The organism is Gardnerella bretellae (assembly GCF_048545135.1).
GTDB classification, from domain to species: domain Bacteria; phylum Actinomycetota; class Actinomycetes; order Actinomycetales; family Bifidobacteriaceae; genus Bifidobacterium; species Bifidobacterium greenwoodii.
In genome coordinates, this window is sequence record NZ_JBKQXU010000006.1 from 46,501 (window position 1) to 69,918 (window position 23,418).

Annotated in this window: 14 protein-coding genes; 5 read left to right on the forward strand and 9 right to left on the reverse strand. The window is 45.3% G+C overall.

Annotation, left to right across the window (positions count from 1 at the left end; all coding sequences use genetic code 11):
* The 9 genes from ACJV7B_RS05420 to ACJV7B_RS05460 form a co-directional block, all read right to left on the reverse strand.
* Complete coding sequence (locus tag ACJV7B_RS05420) at positions 1 to 732, reverse strand: HesA/MoeB/ThiF family protein (protein ID WP_410313859.1); 732 nt, start codon at positions 730 to 732, stop codon at positions 1 to 3.
* 36 nt (positions 733 to 768) lie between these two features.
* Positions 769 to 1,593, reverse strand: coding sequence for a thiazole synthase (locus ACJV7B_RS05425; protein WP_165844151.1), 825 nt, complete (start codon positions 1,591 to 1,593; stop codon positions 769 to 771).
* A 38-nt stretch (positions 1,594 to 1,631) separates the two neighbouring features.
* On the reverse strand, positions 1,632 to 1,838 hold the full coding sequence (gene thiS, locus ACJV7B_RS05430; protein ID WP_116794455.1) for a sulfur carrier protein ThiS: 207 nt from the start codon (positions 1,836 to 1,838) through the stop codon (positions 1,632 to 1,634).
* A 68-nt stretch (positions 1,839 to 1,906) separates the two neighbouring features.
* The gene (gene thiO / locus ACJV7B_RS05435) at positions 1,907 to 2,977 is read right to left on the reverse strand and encodes a glycine oxidase ThiO (RefSeq protein ID WP_004129299.1); all 1,071 of its coding nucleotides are present in this window, start codon (positions 2,975 to 2,977) and stop codon (positions 1,907 to 1,909) included.
* 424 nt (positions 2,978 to 3,401) lie between these two features.
* Positions 3,402 to 8,525: a hypothetical protein gene (locus ACJV7B_RS05440; RefSeq protein WP_419389148.1), complete on the reverse strand. Its 5,124-nt coding sequence runs from the start codon at positions 8,523 to 8,525 to the stop codon at positions 3,402 to 3,404.
* A 136-nt stretch (positions 8,526 to 8,661) separates the two neighbouring features.
* The gene (locus tag ACJV7B_RS05445; protein WP_419389149.1) at positions 8,662 to 8,985 is read right to left on the reverse strand and encodes a hypothetical protein; all 324 of its coding nucleotides are present in this window, start codon (positions 8,983 to 8,985) and stop codon (positions 8,662 to 8,664) included.
* A gap of 212 nt (positions 8,986 to 9,197) precedes the next feature.
* Entirely contained in the window at positions 9,198 to 11,885 is a 2,688-nt protein-coding gene (locus tag ACJV7B_RS05450; protein ID WP_419389150.1) for a glycoside hydrolase family 31 protein, read from the reverse strand.
* 37 nt (positions 11,886 to 11,922) lie between these two features.
* Positions 11,923 to 12,699: a TraX family protein gene (locus ACJV7B_RS05455; protein WP_119521535.1), complete on the reverse strand. Its 777-nt coding sequence runs from the start codon at positions 12,697 to 12,699 to the stop codon at positions 11,923 to 11,925.
* Between the two features lie 159 nt (positions 12,700 to 12,858).
* Positions 12,859 to 14,565: an alpha-amylase family glycosyl hydrolase gene (locus tag ACJV7B_RS05460; protein WP_419389151.1), complete on the reverse strand. Its 1,707-nt coding sequence runs from the start codon at positions 14,563 to 14,565 to the stop codon at positions 12,859 to 12,861.
* Positions 14,566 to 14,823: 258 nt separating this feature from the next.
* On the opposite strand from ACJV7B_RS05460, the gene ACJV7B_RS05465 reads away from it, so the two are divergent.
* The 5 genes from ACJV7B_RS05465 to malQ all read left to right on the forward strand — a co-directional run bounded on the left by ACJV7B_RS05465 (position 14,824) and on the right by malQ (position 23,352).
* Positions 14,824 to 16,053: an extracellular solute-binding protein gene (locus ACJV7B_RS05465; protein WP_246906251.1), complete on the forward strand. Its 1,230-nt coding sequence runs from the start codon at positions 14,824 to 14,826 to the stop codon at positions 16,051 to 16,053.
* A 173-nt stretch (positions 16,054 to 16,226) separates the two neighbouring features.
* Positions 16,227 to 17,627 (forward strand): carbohydrate ABC transporter permease, encoded by a 1,401-nt coding sequence (locus ACJV7B_RS05470; RefSeq protein WP_410313863.1) that lies wholly within the window; start codon positions 16,227 to 16,229, stop codon positions 17,625 to 17,627.
* Complete coding sequence (locus ACJV7B_RS05475; protein ID WP_004129320.1) at positions 17,624 to 18,544, forward strand: sugar ABC transporter permease; 921 nt, start codon at positions 17,624 to 17,626, stop codon at positions 18,542 to 18,544. Before ACJV7B_RS05470 ends, ACJV7B_RS05475 begins: the two co-directional genes overlap by 4 nt.
* A 362-nt stretch (positions 18,545 to 18,906) precedes the next feature.
* On the forward strand, positions 18,907 to 20,916 hold the full coding sequence (pulA, locus tag ACJV7B_RS05480; RefSeq protein WP_419389152.1) for a type I pullulanase: 2,010 nt from the start codon (positions 18,907 to 18,909) through the stop codon (positions 20,914 to 20,916).
* 192 nt (positions 20,917 to 21,108) lie between these two features.
* A complete protein-coding gene (gene malQ / locus ACJV7B_RS05485; RefSeq protein WP_004137100.1) occupies positions 21,109 to 23,352 on the forward strand; it encodes a 4-alpha-glucanotransferase in 2,244 nt (747 codons plus the stop codon).
* Positions 23,353 to 23,418 lie beyond the last annotated feature (66 nt).

A 23,418-nucleotide genomic window follows, 5' to 3' on the forward strand; every position in this document is an offset into this window, starting at 1 on the left:
TCACATGCCAAACTTAAAACGACGCAAAGAGTTATCTAATGCGTTGTAGCGCGCTAAAACGCCAATAAGCGGTGTGCCAATACCTGTTATAAGTTTGATTGCTTCAGTTGCCATCATTGCGCCAACAATAGCCGCAGTCGCGCCCAATACTGCCGATTTTGGCACAGTTTCTTTAGGTGGAGGGCAAGGGTACAAGTCTCGCAAGCACGGCCCCTCACCAGGCATAAAAACGCTTACTTGACCTTCATAATAAAGCACCGAGCCATAAACTTCAGGCGTTCCTGCGCTCCAGGCGGCATCCGCAATCAAAAAGCGCGTAGCGAAATTATCACAACCATCAATTATTAAGTCATGATTTTCTACAAGACGCTTCGCGTTATCTTCATTAAACCTAGGTATAAGGTTGATTTTTAGTCCGGGAGATAGTGCTTGCAGACGTTTAGCTGCAAGCTGCGCTTTAGATTGGCCACACTGATCAACAGTGTATAAAGTCTGCCTTTGCAAGTTAGAAAGCTCAACAACGTCGTCGTCACAAATCGTAATTTCTCCAACTCCTGCTGCAGCAAGCGAAAGCAGGCATGGAGAACCAAGTCCACCTGCACCGACCATGCAGATTTTTGCATTTCGAAGTAATTGTTGATGCTCAAGAGTAAAGCCCGGCAGGAGCAAGTGGCGGCAAGTGCGCTCCGCCTCAAGCTCCTGCAGGTTGTCGTAAATTTTATTAATCGTCATGCTCAAATAATTATGCCGAAATTCATAGTACGAAATTTACAGCACGGAATCAGCCCAAGCGCGACCTTCAACAGGCGAGGAAGCAAGAGCATGATTTCGCATTGGAATACGTCCAGCATCGTGAGCAAGCTTGCCAGCAGTTACAGCAGCAGCCATTGCGCGACCCATTTTCACAGGATCCGGGCAGCGAGTTACAGCACTTGCAAGAAGCACGCCAGAGCAGCCGATTTCAAAAGCTTTAACAACGTCGGAAGCAGTGCCAACGCCGGCATCCAAAATCACAGGAACGCCAGCTTCCTTGCATTCGCGCACAATCAGCTCAATATTTCGAGGATTCAAAATACCAAGACCAGTACCAATTGGAGCACCACCAGGCATAACAGCCTTCACGCCAAGCGAAACTAAACGACGAGCCACAATCGGATCATCATTCGTATAGCACAGAACGCTAAAGCCTTCTTCAACAAGCTTTTCTGCAGCAAGCAAAACTTCGCGAGTATCTGGAAGCAAAGTATCGTCATCTGCAATAACTTCAAGCTTAATCCAATCGGTTCCTAAAGATTCGCGAGCCATTTTTGCAGTAAGCACAGCGTCATGTGCAGTTTTGCATCCTGCAGTATTTGGCAAAACGTTAATATTATGACGCTGAAGCATTCCATAAATATCTACGCCAGTTTTTGCGTGACGACGCAAAGCAACCGTAGCTACTTCCGCACCCGAAGCAACAAGCGACTTTTCCATAATATCAATGCTCGTCATGCCGCCAGTTCCAAGCAAAAGCCTTGAGTGTAGGGTCTTACCACAAAGTTGCCAAGTATCGGCACTTTCTTCTGCATTATTTTCAGAATTATTTTCTGTCATTTTAAGCCTTTTATTGAAAATTTAATATTTTGTAAGCGTCAGCCGCCTTGAACTGCGCTGAGAATCTCAATTTGATTCCCTTCACAAATCACAGTCGATGCCCACTGATTGCGCTTAAGCACATCGTCGCCAATTGCAACAGCTATGCCAGGACCAGCATCCGAACCGTAACGTTGAGCAATAAGCTCAGCAACAGTTAACCCATCTTGAACTTCAATAGTTTCACCATTGACGACGATTTGCATAATTCAACCTTTATTAACGTCTATTAAAAGTGCGCAACTAAAACTTGCGTTACTAGAAACTTGAGCTACTAGAATCGAGCAGGATCGCAGCTTTCCAAGAATCCCTTTTCCTTCTCGGTCAACTCTTGCTCAAGCACAAGCTTTGTAGTCAAAGAAGAGCCCAAAGCGGTGAGCAAAATGCCGTGACGGAAGTAACCGGTGGAAATCGTAGTATGCGTCTTAGGATCAATACCAATGAATGGCAAATCGTCCGGAGTTCCAGGGCGGCCGCCAGCGGTAACCTCAGTAATCGAGCATTCCTGAATGCCAGGAAGCACGCTTGCGGCATCGCGAAGCAAGTCGAGCACGCCGCCGACCTTTGGAATATCGCGGTCGTCTTCGCGAGAAGTAGCGCCGAGCACAAGCTCGCCTGTTTCCTTAGCGCGAGGAACCAAATAAACTGGACGGTCATGCACAAATCCACGAACCACGGAGCTCAAAATTGGACGCAAAGGCTCTGGAATAGTCATACGAATCATATCGCCCCACACAGCGCGAAGCTTAAGCTGAGGAAGCATATCCTTAGCACCCAAGCCGGATGCCAAAACTGTGTCTGGACCCAAATCGTCTGGAGTGCTTGCACGACGCTCAATAACAACACCGCGCTTTTCGAGTGCATCAATCATTGCTGCAGTGAAAAGACGAGGGTTGATTTGATGATCGTCCGGCACGCTTACAGCGCCAGCAATAGTTGGCGAAAGAGCAGGTTCAATTTCACGAAGCTTACTCACAGAAATATGCTCAGCTCTACGTCCGTAACGGTGCTGCAAGTTTAGCAACTCATTCACGTGCTCGTTATCTGCAGCGTCGCCGCCGATTACGTAAGAGCCGCACTCTAAATAACCGGTTGGCTTATCAGTATACTTTGCAACCGAATCAACCAATTCCTTATACATGGTTGCGGACTCAAACATAAGTGGATACAACGCTTCTTGCTGATATTGCATTTCTGCGGTAGGAGCTAACATGCCGGCAGCATGGTGAGAAGCGCCAGAGACTGGATCCGGATCAATTATGCTAACTTTTACGCCAGCTTCCGTAAGTCTCCACGCTGTTGCTAAACCAATAATACCTGCACCAATAATACGAATATTTCGCATATATACTCCTTCCCTACGGCGGCATTACCCGCATCAGGTTTACGGTCGGCTTTCGCCCTCTCAGCCTGTATAGAACAAGCTCCCGCGTTTCGTAGCTTTGACCTTCAAAACTGCGATTGTAAAGCACTGCAATATTGCCAACTTTAGCGATATTACAAACGCTACAGATAGACGTGACGAAATTATGTGATTTTCGTCACACTACCGTGTAGCATTCTAACACTTTTACAAAAAATCTGTTAATTGAGACGGCATGTCAAGCGGTAAAACTAAGCACTACGCGCGTAACTTATCTCACGTTTGGAGGGTTTGAGGATAAGTTTCGCTCCAAACGCGGGGAAATTACCTCACATTTGGAGCGTTTGAAGATAAATTTCGCTCCAAACGCGGGAAACATACCTCACGTTTGGAGCGACGCTAGAAGTTACTCTTTAGAGTGCTTGCGACGGCGAGAAGCCACGCCTGCAGCACCAAGACCAGCGAAGATTACAGCAAATCCTGCAAACAAGTCAGTTGCAGCACCAGTCTTAGCAATCTTATGACCAGATGCGCCACTCAAACTATTAAGCAACGCAGCCTTAGCCGCCTGAAGCTTCCTCAAAGCCGCATCAACCTGAGCCTGCGTAGCATTAGGATCGTTAAGCACGCTCTTAGCCTCAGCCAAAGCCTGCTTGTAAGCCACAGCCTCCGAATCAGCAGAGTTTGCGTTACCAGCATTAATATTTTCAGCTTCTGCAACTTCTGCGCGCAAAGCAGACTTATCTGCAGACCCATTGGAAGAATCGCCTAAACCGTCAGAGTCATAAACGTGACCATAACCATTGCCGTAGCTATATCCAAAGCTATTTCCGGAATCAGAACCAAAATCAGCGCCGGATTCAGAGCCACTTCCATTTCCGCCACGACCGAATGGATTATTAATCTTATTCTTAGCTGCAGCAAGCCTCTTCAAAGCCTCATCAACCTGAGCCTGAGTTGCATTAGGATCATCAAGCACGCGACGAGCCTCAGCCAAAGCTTTCTCATACTCGGAAATATCACTCCTACTACCAATTATGAAGTACGGCGACTTACGGAAGTCAGCGTCGCCGTCAGCCTCGGACTGAAGCTTAGACTTATCAGTCTTGTTAGAATCGGCAATCTTCTTCTTAGCCTCTTGAAGCCTCTTCAAAGCCGCGTCAACAGCTGACTGGCTAGCAGAGGAGTCATTTAGCACGGAATTAGCTTCATTTAAAGCATTCGTGTAATTTTCAAGATCTTTCTTCGCATCCTCGTCTGCAGGAGTTGCGTTAGCCTTAGCTTCAGCATTCTTATACTCCGCAGATTCATTGAACTTTGGAGTTATTATGTTGCCGTCAGAATCCTTACCTTCTACTTCGTCTCGAAGCTTAGATTTATCTGTACTAAACTGGCTGATAGCTTTCTTAGCATCTTGCAAAGCCTTCAAAGCTTCATCAACCTGCTTTTGCGTGGCGTTTGTATCGCTTAGAACCTTATTTGCGTCTGCTAAAGCCTTTGCATACGCAGTAGCAGCACTAGAACCAGCAGCATTATTAAACTCTGGAGTATCTTCGAACTTCGGAGTAATTACTTTGCCGTCTTTATCTTTACCGTCAACCTCATTTTGCAATGAAGATTTATCAGTGTTGAACTGCGCATCGTTTTCAATGTCGGACTTTGCTTTCTTCAAAGCCGCAAGAGCATCGTCAACTTCTTGCTGAGTTGGATGCTTACTAAGCGTTTGATCTTCAGAATTCTTTACAAGTTCGCGCGCTTTCTTTAATGCAGCATCGTAAGCATCAAGCTTATCTTTTGCGTCCTTGTATGCAAGAGAATCTTGGTTGTTTTTAAGCTTTTCAAGAAGATATTTTGCATTGTTAATCTGAAGATTGTGCTCAAACTTATCAGCAGCAGGTTCATCGGTTGCACCTTCTGCCTGAGACTTTTCAGTTTCAGCCTTAAGATCTGCAGAATTGGTCTTATATACATCAAGCCCTGTTCGAGCCGCTTCAAGTGCAGCAAGAGCATCATTTACCTGCGCTTGTGTTGGCCTTTCTTCCGCAGGAGTATTAGCATCCTTATTCTTTGCAAGCAATTCATTAGCTTTAGCAAGTGCAGAATCGTACGCTGTCTTTGCTGCGGCAGCTGCGTTATTTCTACCCGCATCAGGAACAAGATTTCCAGAACCATCATTCTTCATAAATTGCGGATTAGAAGCATTCCTATATGCGTCAGACGTGAGCGTTCCTTCGGATTTTGCACTACCATCTGCATTAAGTTCACCGTTCTTGCCAACACTTTCCTTAAGCTTAGCAAAATCAGTGTTGTATGCGTCCAAAGCCTTACGCGCTGCATCAAGATTCTTAAGCGCAGCATCTACTTCCACTTGCGTTGCGTCTTGCTTTGCAAGCACATTCTGAGCATCGGCAAGAGCCTGATCGTACGCTGTTTTAGCAGCAGAAGCCTTGCCGTTCCTTGTTCCATCTGCATCGCCGCTATTGTTCTTAAACACAGGGCTATCCGTGTTCTTATATTGAGGCAGTTGCTTGGTGTCTGCATCAGCATCCACCGACTTACGCAAATCATCCTTCTTGGTAGCGTAAGCAGAAAGTGCAGCGCGCGCGGCATCTAAGCGCTTAAGAGCTGCATCAACATCTGCCTGCAAAGCCTTGTTTTCAGGATGCTTTTGCACGCCGTTAAGAAATGTTGCAGAGCTTGGCTCACCTTCACCGTCTAATTTGGTTATTTCTTTGCCTTGTGCATCTGTGTCCTTATCAACCTTGTTTTCCAGGACTTTCTTTGCAGCAGCAAGTGCAGCGGTATACTCATCAACAATCTTCTTAGCTGCATCTGCTTTAGCTTTTTCTTCCCCTGTAAGCGATGTATCGTTTGCCTTATCAGCCAACGCTTTTGCATTCTTGTAAGCAGTTGTGTTTTGAGTCACACCATCTTGATCTGCAGAAGTTTGCAAAGCAGACGGCTTAGTTGCATAGGTTACAATAGCATCGCGCGCTTTGTCGAGCTTAGCTTTTGCTTCATTAATCTCTTCCTGCGTAAAAATGGTAGTTGTTGTGGCAGCATCAATCCTTTGCTTAATAGTTTTAGCTTCCGCGTACGCATCGTTATATGCAACAAAGTCCTTACCAGCCTGCGTCTTTTTATTAGCATCAGCACCGTTTTGGCTTTCCTCATACGCGTTAAAGTATGCAGGAAGCTTATTGCCACTGAAATTATTTGCAAGGGTCTGAATTAAGTCATAGCTATTTGTTTTAAGCTTATGCAAATTCTCTTCGGCTTTTTTAAGATTGTTGAGCGCCTCATCTACCTGCGCTTGCGTTGCCTTAGGATTATTAATAACTTCCTTTGCTTTTTGTAGAGCCTCATCGTACTTAGATGCGTACTGCTTAGCTTCTTCCTTATTTAAACCTTCAGGAAGATTGTCATCAAAGTATTTGTCGTAGGTACCGTTCTTATAGAAAACGCTCTTCTGATTTTCACCATCGCCGTCGTGGTCATGACTTTGCAAAACCTGCGCATCAAGAACAGACTTATTCGTTGCCTTAGCATCAATTGCTTTCTTGGCATTATTAAGCTGCACAATAGCCAAATCAACATCGGCTTGCGAAGCATTCGGGTCAGCAAAAAGCTCTTGCGCTTTCTTTACAGCTTCATTGTATTTATTGCGCTCTTCTTCTGTGGCGTTCTGATACGCAGGATCAGCTGTTGAAATATCACCAGACGTACCAGTTTTCACCTTGGCATCAGATGAAATAATCTCGCTCAACTTATCTTTGTTGGTTTCAAACTCATCCAATGCTCTGCGCGCTTTATCAAGCTTCTCTTTGGCAGCGTTTACTTCTTTTTGCGTAGCATACTGGTTTGCGTTTACTTTTTGAGCTTCTGCAAGAGCTTCATCGTACGCAGTTTTTGCCTGAGTAGCTTTATTATTCTTCTCTGTATCAGGCGAACCATCCGCTTTCTTAAATTGCGGATTAGCTACGTTCTTATACCTATCAGTTGCATGCGTTCCAGTAGCAGCCGCGCCCTGTGCATTTGCAGCAGTCCCCTGATCCGTAATATCTTTATTAAGATCTTTCTTATCTGTAGGATCACCATTAAGCGCTTCATACGCTTTATTTAGCTTAATAGCTGCGTTATCAATATCGGCTTTCTGCTGCTCTGTAAGATTCTCTTTAGCAGTATCTTTAACGTCTTTATAAAGATTATTGGCCTCACTAAGCGCAGTATCGTAATTATTCCTCAAAGTATCCGACGCATTGTAATACTTTGGCTTAGTTGGCACTTTTTTGTCCTCAACCTGTGCAGTTGTATACTCATCAATCGACTCCTTCAACTTATCTTTGTCATGCGAAGGCTGCGGCACAAACAGTAAGTTAATAGAGTTAACTGAAACTGCAAGCTTAAAGTATGAATAATCATACGGAGATAAATACAAATGAGCTGGGTAAACTTTGCCACTCTTAGCAGCAAGCTGCATATGGGCATCTTGACCAAAATGATAATCCTGTACATCTGAATTATGGTCATCTAAATTGCGATCCGAATTATCAATTGCAGGATTACCATTCCAATACGGGCCGCTCATATTGCCCATCGTAAGCGAAGTTGTTGGGTTGTCCTGATCATCAAGCAAATAGTGCATATTAGATCTTTGCCCTTTACCATTTCTGCCTTCGCTAGCAAGCTTCTCTCCGCCAATTATTGTGCGCAAACCAGAAGTGGCGTCTTTTGGCGTTGCTTTCAAATATTTAATAACATCTTCCGTGTTGAATTTTTGCGCTTTAGTGGCATCGTAGCGGTAAATAAGCGTATTCTTGTCACTACTCCAGCTAAAACCTTCATCGGTGCTGCGCCCATCCATTTGCTGCTTAGTCCACTCAAGTTTATAGTCCTTACGAATATCAACTACGCGTGTAAGCTTGTGATTCTTAATATTCGAAGTAAATTGCACATACGCTTTGTCGGTCTTGATTGTAACAGTTATGGTATTTTCTGTCATACCGTTAGAAATACCTTCGTTTGCTTTACCGGTCCTAGTTAAATCACCACTGATTTTTGATTTAACCGTAATTGCACTACTGTAATTTTCGTCTGTAAGACCAAGTTCACTATTATTTTTATTTGCTTTATACACAGCTTCCTTAATGTGATTAAATTCATCATTCGAGAAAGCGATTGGATTATACACAGGCACAGCATTATCGCCAGAAGGGATGGTAATCTTAGATTCGGCAATCTCTTTTATGATTGCATCATCCAAGTTAATTGTGTCTGTATAGTCACCCTGCCCTGGAATTATTTGCCCAAAATTAATAACAATTTGCTTGTTGTCACCAAAAGTCACTTTATCAACGGAGACATTATTCGCTTTAGCTACACGCTTCCTAATCTCAAGTTTTTCAGAATCAGTCAAATGCTCAGGATCTTTGATTACTGGCTTATCAAAATTAAGATCAGTATTTGGGAAGATTGGCGGCATTTCATCATTGTTATCGCCTTCACCATCAGCATTAGAAGCCAATACCATAAATGGCGAAGCTGCAGATTTTAGCTTAGGCTGCTCTGCCTCGGCTTTATTTGCATTAGGCTGATTATCTTCAGTTTGTTTTGATTGAGTCTTTTCTACTTCAGGCTTCTCTACCTTAGTTTGCTCAACATCCTTCTTAGAAGGCAGACCCCCCCCCCATTTGGTTTTCAGGAGTTTCAGTCACATTCTTCTTCTGAATCTGCTTATCGCTAACTGGTTTCTCATTCTTCTGTTGCTCGCCTTTTTGAGCATCACTCTGAACAACCTGTGCTTTTATCTCCGCAGCCATTGCAGTATTCGCAGGAGTCACGCTAAATGCCAACGCAGCACCTGCAAGCACACCGGCAGCGCCTATAGTAAACACCGCAACCTTGCGCGCATCCACAGCCTTCGCAATAGCGCTGCTAACAGAAGCATCCAAGATTACCTTGCTCTCGCGCTTTACAGACTTTGAACCCATAATTCCTCCTCTTCAAAATGCACTTATGCTCTCTAGGCTGTAAATTATGCATTGTACGCATTTAAAAATGCATCCAAATATGCGTCAATGTATATTCCTGCATAAAGCAATCTTTTAGCGTATTTTATTGCATCTATGCAGTCAGTCAATGATAAATTGTACCATTTCGCAGTCAATTTTCATAGAGTATGTTTGCCAATAAACAGACCTACTCACTCAACCGAGCGCAGCAAAATCTCCTCAAGCGCGTGCTTTACCGAAACAGGCAGCGTGCAACGCCATTGCGCCCACTTAACTACGGAAGGCTGATCAGTTGCGTAAGCGTTAAGCATATCAACATTGTTGCGATACTTTTCTGCTTCCGATTCGTTTTCGTATTCAAGAGCTGAGATTGCAGCAATAGCGCTTGCCCTTCCGCCAGCATCTCGCACTGCATCAAAAGCCATTTCCTTACCGCGGTACGGCACTTGCGCTTGAAGCAGTAATCGGTAAGCGTCGCCGACTTTAGGGTCGGCAGCGATTTGCAATCCGCCGTCAACAATTACGCGAACTTCCGAACGAGCCGGCACGTCTTTTACAGAAACCGACAAGCTCAAAGTTGACTCTTCGCCTTCATAAGAAACTGCAAACTCGCTTGCGTTAAGCTCTCGGCTCCCAACAAACACGCGCACGTGCGCAAAATCTGCGCAAGCAACTCCTCTAAATACAACATTCCAGTTGCGTTTTTGCGGCACAGATTCTACGGCAGCCTCCGCACCTTCTACGCCGGAAATAATAAATTGCGAAGAACTATTGCCGTCTCGCCACACAAAATTCATACGTGTGTCGGCGGTATTACCAGCGGACGCTGCAGCAAAATCACCGTTGTCCTCTCGCATCACAAATTCGCCGTCAGCTCCAGGGAACACGAGCACGCGCAAATTACGAGGATTTTCAACACTATTAACAGATTCAGCAATCTCAGCACTACGCTCGCAATCTGCCACTTCTGGCAAAACTTGCGTAGGCACAATCGCTCCAGCACGCGCAAAAGCAGGAACGCGGTCAATCGCGCGCCACGCTTCAAACCTGCGACCATTCCAGCCGCGAGACACGTACCTGCGCCCGTCAAACAAATCGTACCAGTCACCTTCAGGCAACCAAACTCCAGCGCATCCGCGCAAAGTAGCAGCATCGTTAGGCGAAGTAATCGGCGCTACTATAAGCTCGCTTCCAAAACGGTATTCGTTAGGAATTTCGTAAGCCATGCCAACTTCCGGCGACTGCCAGTACATTGGCTCAATAATCGGCCTGCCTTCAAAAGCTGCACGATAATTCATCGTATAAACGTATGGCAAAAGTTCCGCGCGCAATCGAAGCATTTTCACCATTGCTTCGCGAGTCTCCTTAGGGAAATTCCACGGCTCTTTTCCAGCAAACGGCGAACAAGTCGAGTGCAAACGATTAATAGGACTAAACGCGCCGAAAGCGTACCATCGCGCTTCTAACTCGTTATTTCTAACGCCAAGCATGTGCCCGCCAATATCGTGACTCCACCATCCGTAGCCAATATTCGAGGCTGTAGAAGTGAAGTAAGTTTGGAAAGCAAGGGAATCCCAAGTAGTAACGGTATCTCCCGAGAATCCAACTGGGTAGCGATGCGAACCAGGCCCTGCATAGCGAGAGAATGTAAGCGGCCAGCGGCCGTCGCGCGCAGCATCCTCATAATGCATGTGGTTCAGCATCCAAAGCGGATCCAAACCAGGCTCGCGCGTAACTCCACCCTGCTGCCAATCAATCCACCAAAATCGCACGCCTTCATCTTCCATACGATGATGCATATTGAAGTAAGCTTCAACAAATTGTGGATTCGTTAAATCAAATTCCACAACTTTACCGCTCGCCGGATCAATTCCAGCATCTTGAGCAACTTGCGCATAATCTTTTTCAAACGCACGCACTCCGTCGCGCGGATGCAAGTTCAAAGTTGGAGCCAGTCCAGCCGCGTTAAGTTTACGCAAAAAAGCGCGATGATCCGGGAAAAGCTCCTCGTTCCACGTGTAACCAGTCCAACCGGACCCATACTTCGGATCAACATCCGTCACATGCCAATCCATGTCAATAACAGCCGTGCTAAAAGGTATGCCTTCACGCTTAAAACGATTATGCAATTGCAAATATTCGTCTTGACGGTAGCGATAGTAGCGGCTCCACCAATTGCTTAGCGCAAAACGCGGCAGCAGCGGCTGAGCACCCGTAAGCTTATAAAAGTCTTGAATTGCTTGAATGTAGTGGTGTCCGTAGCCGAAGAAGTATAAGTCTTTATATCTTCCTGATTGCTCGCTAACTTTTTGCGCACGCGACTTAACCCAAGCCCCATACGGGTTTGGTTTGCCATTTATTTCCTCAGCCGGAGCAATTTCGCAAGTTGCAGAATCGTCTAAAACAGACCATCCGTCGCGCGAAAGTATTCCTTTACCAAGTTTTACCGGGCCGTTAGCCTGATCCAAAGTTCTAAAAGTTCCAAGAAGATTTCCCGGGCACGCGTCGCCGTAATGCCACGTGTTAAATTGAGTACACGGCACTCCGCGCACAACAATACTTAATCCTTCTTTACTAAAAGCTTCGCAATTATAAGTAAGATGCAGCTTTTCAGTTTCGACTTCCAGCCATCCGTTTTCGTTTTTGCGCGCACTAAATTGAGGCTGAGCATCCGAGCTTTTGTGAGCAAAATTGCGACAGATTACAGTTTGCGTAGGATTGTCAACAAACTTTCCGTCGTCACTCCACTCAAGACGCAACAACGAATCTGTAATAACTGTAATTCGCCACTTTTCGCCTTTAATTACCTGAGTATCCTGAGCCTTTGCGTTTGAATCAGTTGCGTACTTATAAAAAATTCCCGACTTGGAAAAGTCCATTTTTGCACCTTTGCTTTTTATTAATTAACGCACGTTTTTATTTGACGAATACTGCGAATAATGCTGCAATCGCTAGCATTACCGGATACCATGCGTACATTGTCCAGCGAAATACTGGCGAATCCTTATGCCCGTCACCATAAGGGCTGCGATAGTGCAACACTGCCACACCAATGCCTGGCGCAAGCATCGACATGGCGCCAAACATGCCGGAAATCAGCTCCATGCGAATTTCATGCTTTTGCATCAGCTCAAAAATCAGCACAAACACAAGGAATAGCGCGCCTCCCCAGAAAATTTGTTGACGCACATAAACTTTGCCAATAATATTCCACAATAATCCTGCAATTACTACTGCAGCATACGCAACACTGCGCAAAAAACCGCTAAAACGCTCTCGAACCATGTCAATTCCCATAAGAACAAACAGCGCAATTACGAGCGCAAACACTGGATTTTGCGAGCGCAAATCAAACGCGCAACCGGATGTAGTAAGATCGTACGGCACTTCGCAAATTATTGCCAAAATCAAAAGTCGCAATATATAAAGATTCACGTCATGAGTATTGTGATACCCGCGCATAAGAATCCACGCATACCATGGCAGCGCAGTCCAGCTAACTACTTCGCAAAGAACCGCGAATGTAAGAGCAAGCATGTTATCTTTGCGCAAGCCGCCGAACAAATGCGGTATTACGGGAGCGCTAAATGCACTAAGCATCATCATGAATGCGCCAAGCATTTTAAACTTGCGCAAAGTAATGCCCATTTTTATGTTTTTATCTGCACGAATTTTAGGCTTTAGCACATCCATGACTTGCACTCCCTCGTATTTCCACGAATTGTTTCGCATAGCACTTACTCTAAGTAACGTTCTGGCGTTCTTTTTAAGTAACGTTCTTTTTAAGTAACGCGCTTATTTTCCACTGCTCTGTTTTACTACCGTTTATTGTATCGCAGTATTTATCGCGACTTAAAGCGGCAGATTGAATATTGCAAAACTTTGCGCGCCGAGTTTCAAAGAATTTCCGCAGCTTAATACTTCGCCAATTTTTAGCAAAGGATTTTCTACTGCTTCCTGAGTAAGATTTTCCAACGTTTCAAACGGTACCGTTTCGGCGTTCATTCCAGGGTTCATAACAACGATGCTTCTTTCGACAGCCGATTCTCCCTCGTTACTTTTTGCGCAACGCTCGTAAGCAAATCCGCGGCCGTCAACAGGAGCATATAACACTCGCCATGATGCGTCAGCTTGCAAAGAAGCGCGACTATGACGAAGCGCAATAAGTGAGCGCACCAACGAAAGGAAGGAATCTTCGCAATTAATTTGCGCAGAAACAGTTGGAATTTCGCCACTTTCTACAGCTTGTTTGCGAGAATTTGCGCAAGTTCTTCCATCTGCTCGCACTTCAACAGGCAAGTATAATTTAGATTTTGCAGCTGTTGAGAATCCGAGATTTTTTGTGTCATCCCACTGCATTGGCGTGCGCGTGCCGGTTCGAGCATAGCCGCCTTCTTTTGTTGGAATATTGCGATATTTCATGCCAATTTCGTCGCCGTAATACACAAAAGGCACGCCTGGCATTGTAAGTAGCATTCCGAAAGCTACTCTGCGCTCACGCTCATCTAAGCGCGGAGCCATGCGCGGCGTGTCATGATTGCAAGTGATGAAACTAAAGTAACCTTGGTTGCAAGTTGACTCATATTGTGGGCAGTAGTCGTCTAAGAATGGGCAAATGCTTCCGCCACCTCGCGCCGAAAAATAGCTGTGATCATGTTCAGGATTGCTATCTAAAGCGTTATCAACATCACGAGCTAAACGTGCGTAGCCGTTAGGATTTCCATCCCAGCGCCAGCTTAAATAAAAGTCCATGTCAAACCCAGCTGCCAACGCCTGACGTGGCCTGCCCCATTCGGAAACGAAAGCAGCCTGCGGATACTCTTCTTTTACAGCGCCCAGCATTTCCTGCCATGCGCGAATCGTATTGTCTTTGCCAAGACTTCCTTCGCCATTATTGTCATCGTTTTTTACAAGCGAATCAGCCATATCAACACGGAAACCGTCAGCGCCGAGCGAAAGCCAAAAACGCATAACATCAACCATTGCGGCGCGAGTTTCGGCAGCCTCTTTAGAATCAGGAGAAGATTGCCAATCGCGATCCCTATGTGCAAAACCGTAGTTTAATGCAGGCTGACATTTGAAGAAGTTTAGAATGTAGGTAGCATCTCGCTCGGTTTCTCCGCCAATAAAAGGCATAGAATAGCCACTAAATGCGCTGTCTGTCCAAATGTAGCGCTTGCTTAACTCGTTTTCTTGAGCTTTTGAACTTTCGCGGAACCACTCATGCTCTTCACTGGTGTGACCTGGCACTAAATCAAGCAAAATATGCATTCCACGAGTGTGAGCTTCATTAAAAAGCTGCTGCAAGTCTTCGTTAGTGCCGTAGCGAGCAGCTACTTTTTTGTAGTCACGCACATCGTAACCAGCGTCTTTAAAAGGAGAGTCGTAGCAAGGATTAAGCCAAATTGCGTTGCAGCCAAGCGATTTTACATAATCTAATTTTTCAATAATTCCTTGAATATCTCCTATACCATCGCCATTTGCATCATAAAAACTTTGCGGATAAATTTCGTAAAAAACCGCGTCTTTAAGCCATTGAGCATGATTATATAATCCCATTGCTTTACCCTTCTTTTGTTGCTATATAAAGTTTATACGACGACACTTTAAAAACATATTATTCAAAAAAATACAAACAACCCGCCATTCATTTGCAAACGACATAATATCCGTGTATACTACACATTGCTTACGAACGGATTTTTGTGAGACTTGTGACGCTGCTCTACGCAGCTATCGCGATGTTGCGCCACAACGAAATCCGTTACTACGCCACCAAATGATATGCCAGTTTTGGCATGATATAGGAGGTCAAGGATGACGAATATTAAGAAGATGCTGGGTGCAGGTCTTGCTGTTGCTACATTGTTTGGATTTGCAGCTTGCGGTTCTAGCACAAACACCGATAATAAGGCTGCTGAGTCCGGCCCTGTTCAGCTTACAGTTTGGTCTGCTTCTGAAGATCAGAAGGCAGGCGGCTGGGTTGACACCGTCGAGAAGGAATTCCAGAAGGCCAATCCAAACGTTAAGTTCAAGAACACTGTTGTTGAGCCACCAAAAGCTGCTGAGTCTGTAAAGAAGGACGCAAAGGCTGCTGCTGATGTTTATCTCTTCCCTAACGATCAGCTTGGCGACTTGGTTAAGGCTGGCGCAATTGGCCAGTTGAGCGATGACGCTGTAAAGCAGGTTAAGGAACAGAACGAAGATACTTTGGTTAATTCCGTCACCGCTCAGGACGGCAACATGTACGGCGTTCCTTACACCGGCAACACCTGGTTCATGTACTACAACAAGGCTAAGTTCTCCGCTGACGAAGTAAAGTCCCTCGACAAGATGCTCGAGAAGGGCAAGGTTGCATTCGATCTTAGCAACGCTTGGTACCTCCCAGGCTTCTACCTCGATGGCAACATGACACTCTTCGGCGAGAAGGGCACTGATGCCAAGGCTGGCATGAAGCTCGGCGACAAGGCTGCTGAAGTCACCAAGTATATCGCAAAGCTTTTCGCAAACAAGAACTTCGTTCTTGACGGCAACAGCGCTGGCTTGAACGGCCTCAAGAGCGGTAAGGTTGACGCTTACTTCTCCGGCTCTTGGGATGCTGCTGATGTAAAGAAGGCTCTCGGCGACAACTACGCTGCTGCTGCTCTTCCTACCTTCAAGACTGAATCCGGCGAACATCAGATGAAGTCCTTCGCTGGTTCTAAGGCTGTTGCTTACAACCCTAACTCCAAGCACCCAGAGATGGCTGCTAAGTTTGCTGCATTCTTGGGCTCCAAGAAGTCCCAGCAGATTGCTTACGAGAAGCAGGGCGTTATTCCTTCCGACAAGTCTCTTGCTGATTCCGTGAAGTCTGATCCAGCTGCTGTTGCTCAGATGGAAACCATTGCTAAGACTTCTGTCTTGCAGCCAGCAATCCCTGAGATGGGTAGCTTCTGGGAGCCAATGGGCAACTTCGGTAAGGCAATTGCCAATCATGAAGTTACCGAAGCAAATGCTGATGCTAAGACCGCTGACTTTGCCAAGGGCTTAGCTGGCGCCGTAAAGTAAGCATTTACTTTCGATAATTAAATAAGTTTATATAAATGCGTAAGTGAAAATTACAAGTAACTTGTGCATTTGCAAATAGCACGCCCCAGTCCCCACTCTAGTGAAAAGGGGCCGGGGCGTGCTATTTATATATACTTCTCTAAAGCACTCACTGTTTATATGAAAGGTATGTCATGACTGGCACGACATCCACAAAGCGAGAAAGGCGCCAGAAGAAGACGTCAAATATAGAACGCTTTGCTCCTTCACCATATTCACTGAAAGAGGCTGCAGAGCACGCAGACGTTCTTTCGTGGATTTCCGTTATTATCTTTGGTTTCGGCACTTTTGTTCGCAAACAATTCATTAAAGGCATTTTGTTCCTTTTGTGTGAAGCTGTTCTTTTTGGATTCTTATTCACAACCGGTGCAGAGTACCTTCCAAAAATTCTTACGCTTGGCACAAAAAAGCAAGGCAAGATTAAAGTCAATGGTTTCTGGCGTTATACTGCCGGAGATAATTCTGTAGAAATTTTGCTGTACAGCGTTATGGCGATTGCAGCAGTTATCGTGCTCATTTACTTAGCAACGCTATCTCTACGCAGCGCTTATAAGGCACAGGCTATTACAGCAAGCGGCCAAAAGCCAGTAAACTTTATTAAAGATGCTTCGTCTTTGCTCGACAGCAAAGCGCACATTGGTTTGATGACACTTCCAACCGCAGGTATTGTTCTCTTCACCATTTTGCCATTAATCTTCATGATTTCTATGGCATTCACCAGCTACGATAGGAATCACCCAGTTCTGTTTACTTGGACTGGATTAAACAACTTCTTCGCAATTGGTAACGCTAAGAGCTCTATTAACGCAGCTACATTCTTCGACGTTTTGCTGTGGACTCTTATTTGGGCATTCTTTGCAACATTCCTGAACTTCTTCTTCGGTATGTTTATTGCAATGATTATTAACCGCAAGTCCACTCGTCTTAAGGGATTATGGCGTACTTGCTTCTCTCTTACCATTGCAGTTCCACAGTTCGTGTCCTTGCTTGTTATGAACAACATGCTTCAGCGAAATGGTGCTATTAACAGCATCCTTCTGGAAAACCATTGGATTGCTCAACCTCTTCCATTCTTCCAGGATGTGACTTGGGCTCGCGTAACAGTTATTCTTATTAACCTTTGGGTTGGTATTCCATTCACGATTATGCAGATTACGGGTATTTTGCAGAATGTTCCTGCAGAACTTTACGAAGCTGCAGAGCTCGATGGTGCAAGTTGGTGGCAGCGTTTCATGAACGTCACTATGCCATACATCATCTTCGTGATGACTCCATACTTGATTACAACCTTCACTGGTAACATCAATAACTTCAACGTTATTTACCTCTTGTCTGGCGGCGAACCGACACCACTTGATTCTTCCGCAGGTAAGACAGATTTGCTTATTACTTGGCTCTACAAGTTGACAGTGGATCGCGGAGACTACAACATTGGTGCTGTTATCGGTATTATGACGTTCATTGTTCTAGCCGTCGTAGCACTTATTACGTATCGCAACTCTGGATCTTATAAGAACGAGGAGGGATTCCGGTGAGTAATAAAAATACCGCTATGCAGCAAGAACCTGTTGTACACAGCACTCGTAGCGTCTCTCTGTTTAAAGATCAACGTATACGAAGAATAATCGGAGATATTTTCTCCCACCTATTCTTGGCTGTACTGTCGATTATTTGGTTGATTCCAATTGTTTGGGTTTTCTTGGAAAGCTTCAACAAGAACGAATCCCCATTCCAGAAGACATTCTTCCCAACAGAGTATTCGTTCAATAACTATATTCGCTTGTTCACCGAGCGCGAAGCCTTGGACTTCCCGCGCATGTTCTTGAACACTTTGGTTGTGTCCATTTTCGTGTGCATTATTTCCTTGCTCTTCGTACTTGCCGTGTCGTTCTGCATGTCTCGCCTTCGCTTCCGCGGACGTAAGACATTCATGAATATTGCTTTGATTTTGGGCATGTTCCCAGGCATCATGGCAGTTATCGCTATCTACTTCATTTTGAAGGCTCTCGGTTTGACGAATGGTTCGGTTGTTCTAATCGCACTTATTATCGTCTACTCCGCAGGTAGCGGCGCCGGCTTCTACGTTATGAAGGGCTACATGGATACGATTCCAAAGTCTTTGGATGAAGCTGCTTACTTGGATGGTTGCACTACTTGGCAAGTCTTCTACAAGATTATCCTCCCAATCTGCAAGCCTATGATTGTGTTCCAGGCAATCACAAGCTTCTTGGGCCCATGGCTTGACTTCGTTATGGTTAAGACGATTGCCAACAGCCAGGACAACTACACTGTTGCTTTGGGCTTGTGGAAGATGCTTGATAGGGAATTTATTAGCCACTGGTTTGCGCGATTCTGCGCAGGCGCTGTGTGCGTTTCGATTCCTATTGCAATCCTGTTCATCATTATGCAGCGCTTCTACGAAGAGTCCATGTCTGGCTCCGTTAAGGGCTGATATTCTGCAAGTGATTTGTAGGATTTAAAAAAAGATGAAGGCCGAGGCGCTTTCGAGCGTTTCGGCCTTCTTTATTACGCAATTCAAAACATCAAAAAAAAAATTAAAAAATAAAAATTAAATAGTCGAGGTTAAAAATAATCTAAAATAACTTAAGCTACTCGCAGTTTGACTCAAAACGATACTGGTTACAAAACCTTACTGCATTAAGCCAAATGACGCTCGAATAAAGTTACGTACAAATAAAAACTCCAACTAATAAATTAAAAATAAGTAAATCGTAAAATTTAATATCACACTTAATTGCAAAACATACAGTAAGATAGTACTTACGAAATAACAAAATAAGAAGGATATTACACATGACGTTCCCATCTTCGGCAACCTGGCCAGTGTACGAAGGTCCTCTCGGTTTTACTTTGAACTCAAAGTCCACAACTTTCACCATGTGGGCTCCGACTGCACAAACTGTGACTTTAAGACTTTTTGAAACAGGCAATAACAGCGAGCCTACTCAAACACACGAGTTAAAACCGCTGCACGATGGCGCTTGGCGAGCTAATTTCCGCAAGCGCTTGGACGGCATATACTATGATTACCTAATCGCTTTTCCTGATGGCACTGTAAATCGCACAAGCGACCCTTGGGGTATTGCGAGTGGCGTAAACGGCGAGCGCAGCCTTGTTGTAGACGAAGAGCGCATATCTCCTGCCAATTGGCATAAAGATAAGTCTCCTAAGTTTGTGCGCCACGCAATGGTTGTTTGGGAAACGCATGTTGCTGACTTCAGCAGCAATCCTAATGGCGGTTTTAAGCCGGAACATCGCGGCCAGTATCTCGCTTTTACCGAAGAGCATACAACTTTACAAAACCCAGATTCTTCCGACTGCAACTTCCCTACCGGATTGGATTATTTAAAGAAGCTTGGCGTTACTCACGTACAGCTCGAACCTATTTACGATTTTGCAACAGTTGACGAAGCTGCAATCGACAATGCGCGCAAAAATGGTGCTTCATCCGAAGAATTAGATTCTCTATACAACTGGGGTTACGACCCTCACGCTTATAACGTTCCAGAAGGTGCGTATTCCAGCAATCCTTACGATGGCACTGCACGCATACGCGAATGTAAAGCGATGATTGCGGCATTACATGCTAATGGTCAACGCGTAATTATGGATGTTGTGTACAACCACATGTATCGTTCCGCAGAAAATGCTTTTGAATGTGTTGCTCCTGGATACTTCTGCAGGCGTAACGCAGATGAATCATTCTCTAATGGTTCTGGATGCGGCAACGAAATGGCTTCTGAGCACCCTATGTTCCGCAGGTTTATTATTGAATCTTTGCTACATTGGGCACGCTGCTACCATATTGACGGATTCCGCTTCGATCTTATGGGTTTGACGGATACAGAAACTTTGAATCAGGCTCGCGCAGAACTAGATAATCTTCCTGGCGGCAAAGATATTGTTATGTATGGTGAACCTTGGGGCGCTTCAGACCCTGCTGCCGACGAAGCAATTTCTTTGGGAAATAAGGAAGGACGTCATACTCTTAACGAGCGCATTGGCTGGTTTAGCGACGAATCTCGCGATTCGCTTAAAGGCAATGTTATGAATCATCGCGACCGCGGCTATGTTAATGGCAACGAATTTTGGTGCTGCGATGCTGCTCGTCAAGCGTTGGACGCGTGGAGAGATACGCCTTCTGCAGGTAAAGACGTTGGCCAAATCGTTCAGTACACTTCTGCTCACGACGATTTAACTTTGTGGGATAAGCTTTGTATTTCTATGCGTGACAATGCTGGCGATTTTGAGTTTAACGCCCAAGACAAGCAGCAGGTTGCAGATATTTTGAACGCAAACATGTTTGCAGCAGGAATGGTTCTTTGCTCTGCTGGCATCCCATTTATGCTAAGTGGAGAAGAGTTTGGACGCACTAAGCACGGTTGCGATAATTCTTACAATCGCGGCGTTTTGCTAAATCAGCTTGATTGGGCGCGCGCTGAACAATTCAAGCCTTTAGTTAATTGGTATAAGGATCTTATTGCGCTTCGAGCAGAACACAGCGCATTGTACGACGGCAAGCGAAAGCAGCTTACTACATCTAATCGCACTGTTTTAGCTACTAGAATCGGCAATAATATTATTGTTTGCGCAAATCCTATGTATCATGAAGACGCAACTATTGAGTTACCAACAATTCACAGCACAAAGTCTAAGGGCTGGAATTGCATACTTAATTCAAACGATTATTATTCCGATTGGACAGGCTCTAAGCCTGAGTCTGACGCATTTATTGCAAATGAAGAAAATAATACTACTCTGCATTTGCCAAGACGCACTTTCGTAGTGCTTAGTGCTAAATAACTGCGTTTTAAAAAACTTACACCTGATATCGCAACGCTAATTTGCAAACGATATCAGGTGTTTATATAATTGACAAACAGAGCGTATTTCAATCCAGAGATGTATTGAGTGCACTCTACCGCCATAGTGGCACGTTTGGCACGCTTACGACGACGTTAGGGATGTGCCAGATTAATAGATAGAAGGAGCACCATGAGCAAAACAGCTAACGGCACAGCTGACACTGATAAGCCTATGGAAGAAAGCGCTGAGCGTCTTGCACGCCCGCTTATAAAACTTGCAAAAGCATGCGGTGTTGCCACTTTTTATATTGATCAGCAGGGAAGCTACACAGAGATTACAGACGAAGCATTGGTTGGAGTGCTTGACGCATTAGGGATGCCTGCTGACACTCAAGATAATATAGCGTCATCGTACAAGCGAGTGCAGTCTAAGAGAGCCAGTGAACTACTTCCTCCAACTGTAGTTTCATTTAACGGCACAAAAACTTGCGTACCAATTCACGCTGGGGGTTCTAAGCCGGAAGATATTAGACTTTCGCTTACGCTTGAAGACGGCACTGATTATGAAGGCAAATTAGGGAATATCCTAACGGAGGAAGACGGCGACCTATACACTGAACTTCCTGACGATTTGCCAATGGGATACCACACTTTGCACGCTCAAGTAACGAATAAAAACGGCGAAATTTCGCAGAATGCAGACGTTACATTGATTGCAGCCCCGGCACGCATTCCTCTTCCGGAAAGCGTAAAGAAGCAGCACCGTTGGGGCTTTATGACGCAAATGTATTCTGTGCGTTCTAAAGACTCTTGGGGAATTGGCGATTATGGCGATTTGCGTCGCCTACTTAAGGATGCTGGAGAAATCGGCAAAGCTGATTTTATGCTGATAAATCCAATTCATGCATGCGCTCCTGTAACTCCACTTGAGCCTTCGCCATACTTGCCTGAATCGCGTAGATTCTTGAATGTTACGTATATTCGTCCGCAAGATATTCCAGAATATGCTGAATTAAACGGAGAAGATCTTGCTAAAGTCGAGCAACTGCACGAGTCTATTGCTCCTCAAAACAATAATCCAAATCCTATGGATATTAACGCTGCTTGGGACGCTAAGCTTCCGGCTCTGCGTATAATCTTCAAGCAGCCTCGCTCTGCAGAACGCGAGCGCGAGTTTACTGAGTTTAAGCATCGCTCCGGTGAAGATCTTGATGCTTTTGCCACTTGGTGTGTTGCTTTTGAAGTTTGGGGCGCTCCTTGGGGAGAAAACTTGTGGTTTGACACTACAGGTAAAGGCACTCCGCAAATTGAACGACTTAAGCGCGAGCATGCTGATTTGTTTGAGTTCCATCGTTGGCTTCAGTGGATTGCGGACGAGCAGGTTGCTGCAGCTCACGCTGAAGCTAAGGCTGCAGGCATGGCGATTGGTCTTATGCAGGATATGGCTGTTGGTGTGCATGGTTATGGCGCTGACGTTTGGTGGAGTCCGGAACGATTTGCTAACGGCGTAAGCGTTGGCGCCCCTCCTGATTTCTACAACCAGCAGGGCCAGGATTGGGGTCAGCCTCCATTCGATCCAAATTACCTGGACGAAACAGGCTATATTGCTTACCGCGATATGGTTCATAACGTGTTCTTGCATGCTGGAGCTGCACGTATTGACCACGTTCTTGGGCTTTTCCGCCTGTGGTGGATTCCACAAGGCCAGGGAGCAAGAAACGGCGCATACGTGTACTACAACGTAGACGCAATGATTGCAGTTCTGACTATTGAAGCAACTCGCGCAGGCGGTGTTGTTATTGGCGAAGATTTGGGAACTGTACCGAAGTATGTTTCTAAAGTTCTTGCTTCTCACGGCGTGCTTGGCACTGTTGTTGAGTGGTTTACTCACGACGACGAAGCTGAAGCTGCTACTAAGAAGCTTGGAAAGAAGCAGATTATATTTGCTGATCCTTCTAAGTACCGCGAGTATGCGCTTGCTTCTGTTACAACGCACGATATGCCGCCTACAGCGGGTTATCTTGCGTTTGAGCACGTAAAACTTCGCGAACAGCTTCACTTGCTTACGGATTCTGTAGAAACGTTCCTGGAGAACGCTCAAGCTGAACGCGATGCAATGATGAAGATGCTTCTTGAAGGCGGCTGGATTAGTAAAGAAGCTGCCGAGGATGTTGAAAATCACGTACAAGAGATTGTGGAAGCTATGCATGCTATTATGCTTACTTCCCCATCGCTGCTGTTGCAGGTTGCTTTGGTTGATGCTGTTGGCGAGCGCCGCTCTCAGAATCAGCCTGGCACTAGCACGGAGTATCCAAATTGGCGTATTCCGCTTGCTGATGCAGATGGTCGCGTAGTACACACTGATGAAGTATTTAAGTCGCCACGAGTGCTTTCTATGACAGCGGTTATGCGCGGCGAAAATACAAGGAAGTGAGTATAATTAAAACGTTGGTTTACTGAGAACCGACTCAATTCCCCGCAAGGAATATGGTTTGCACAG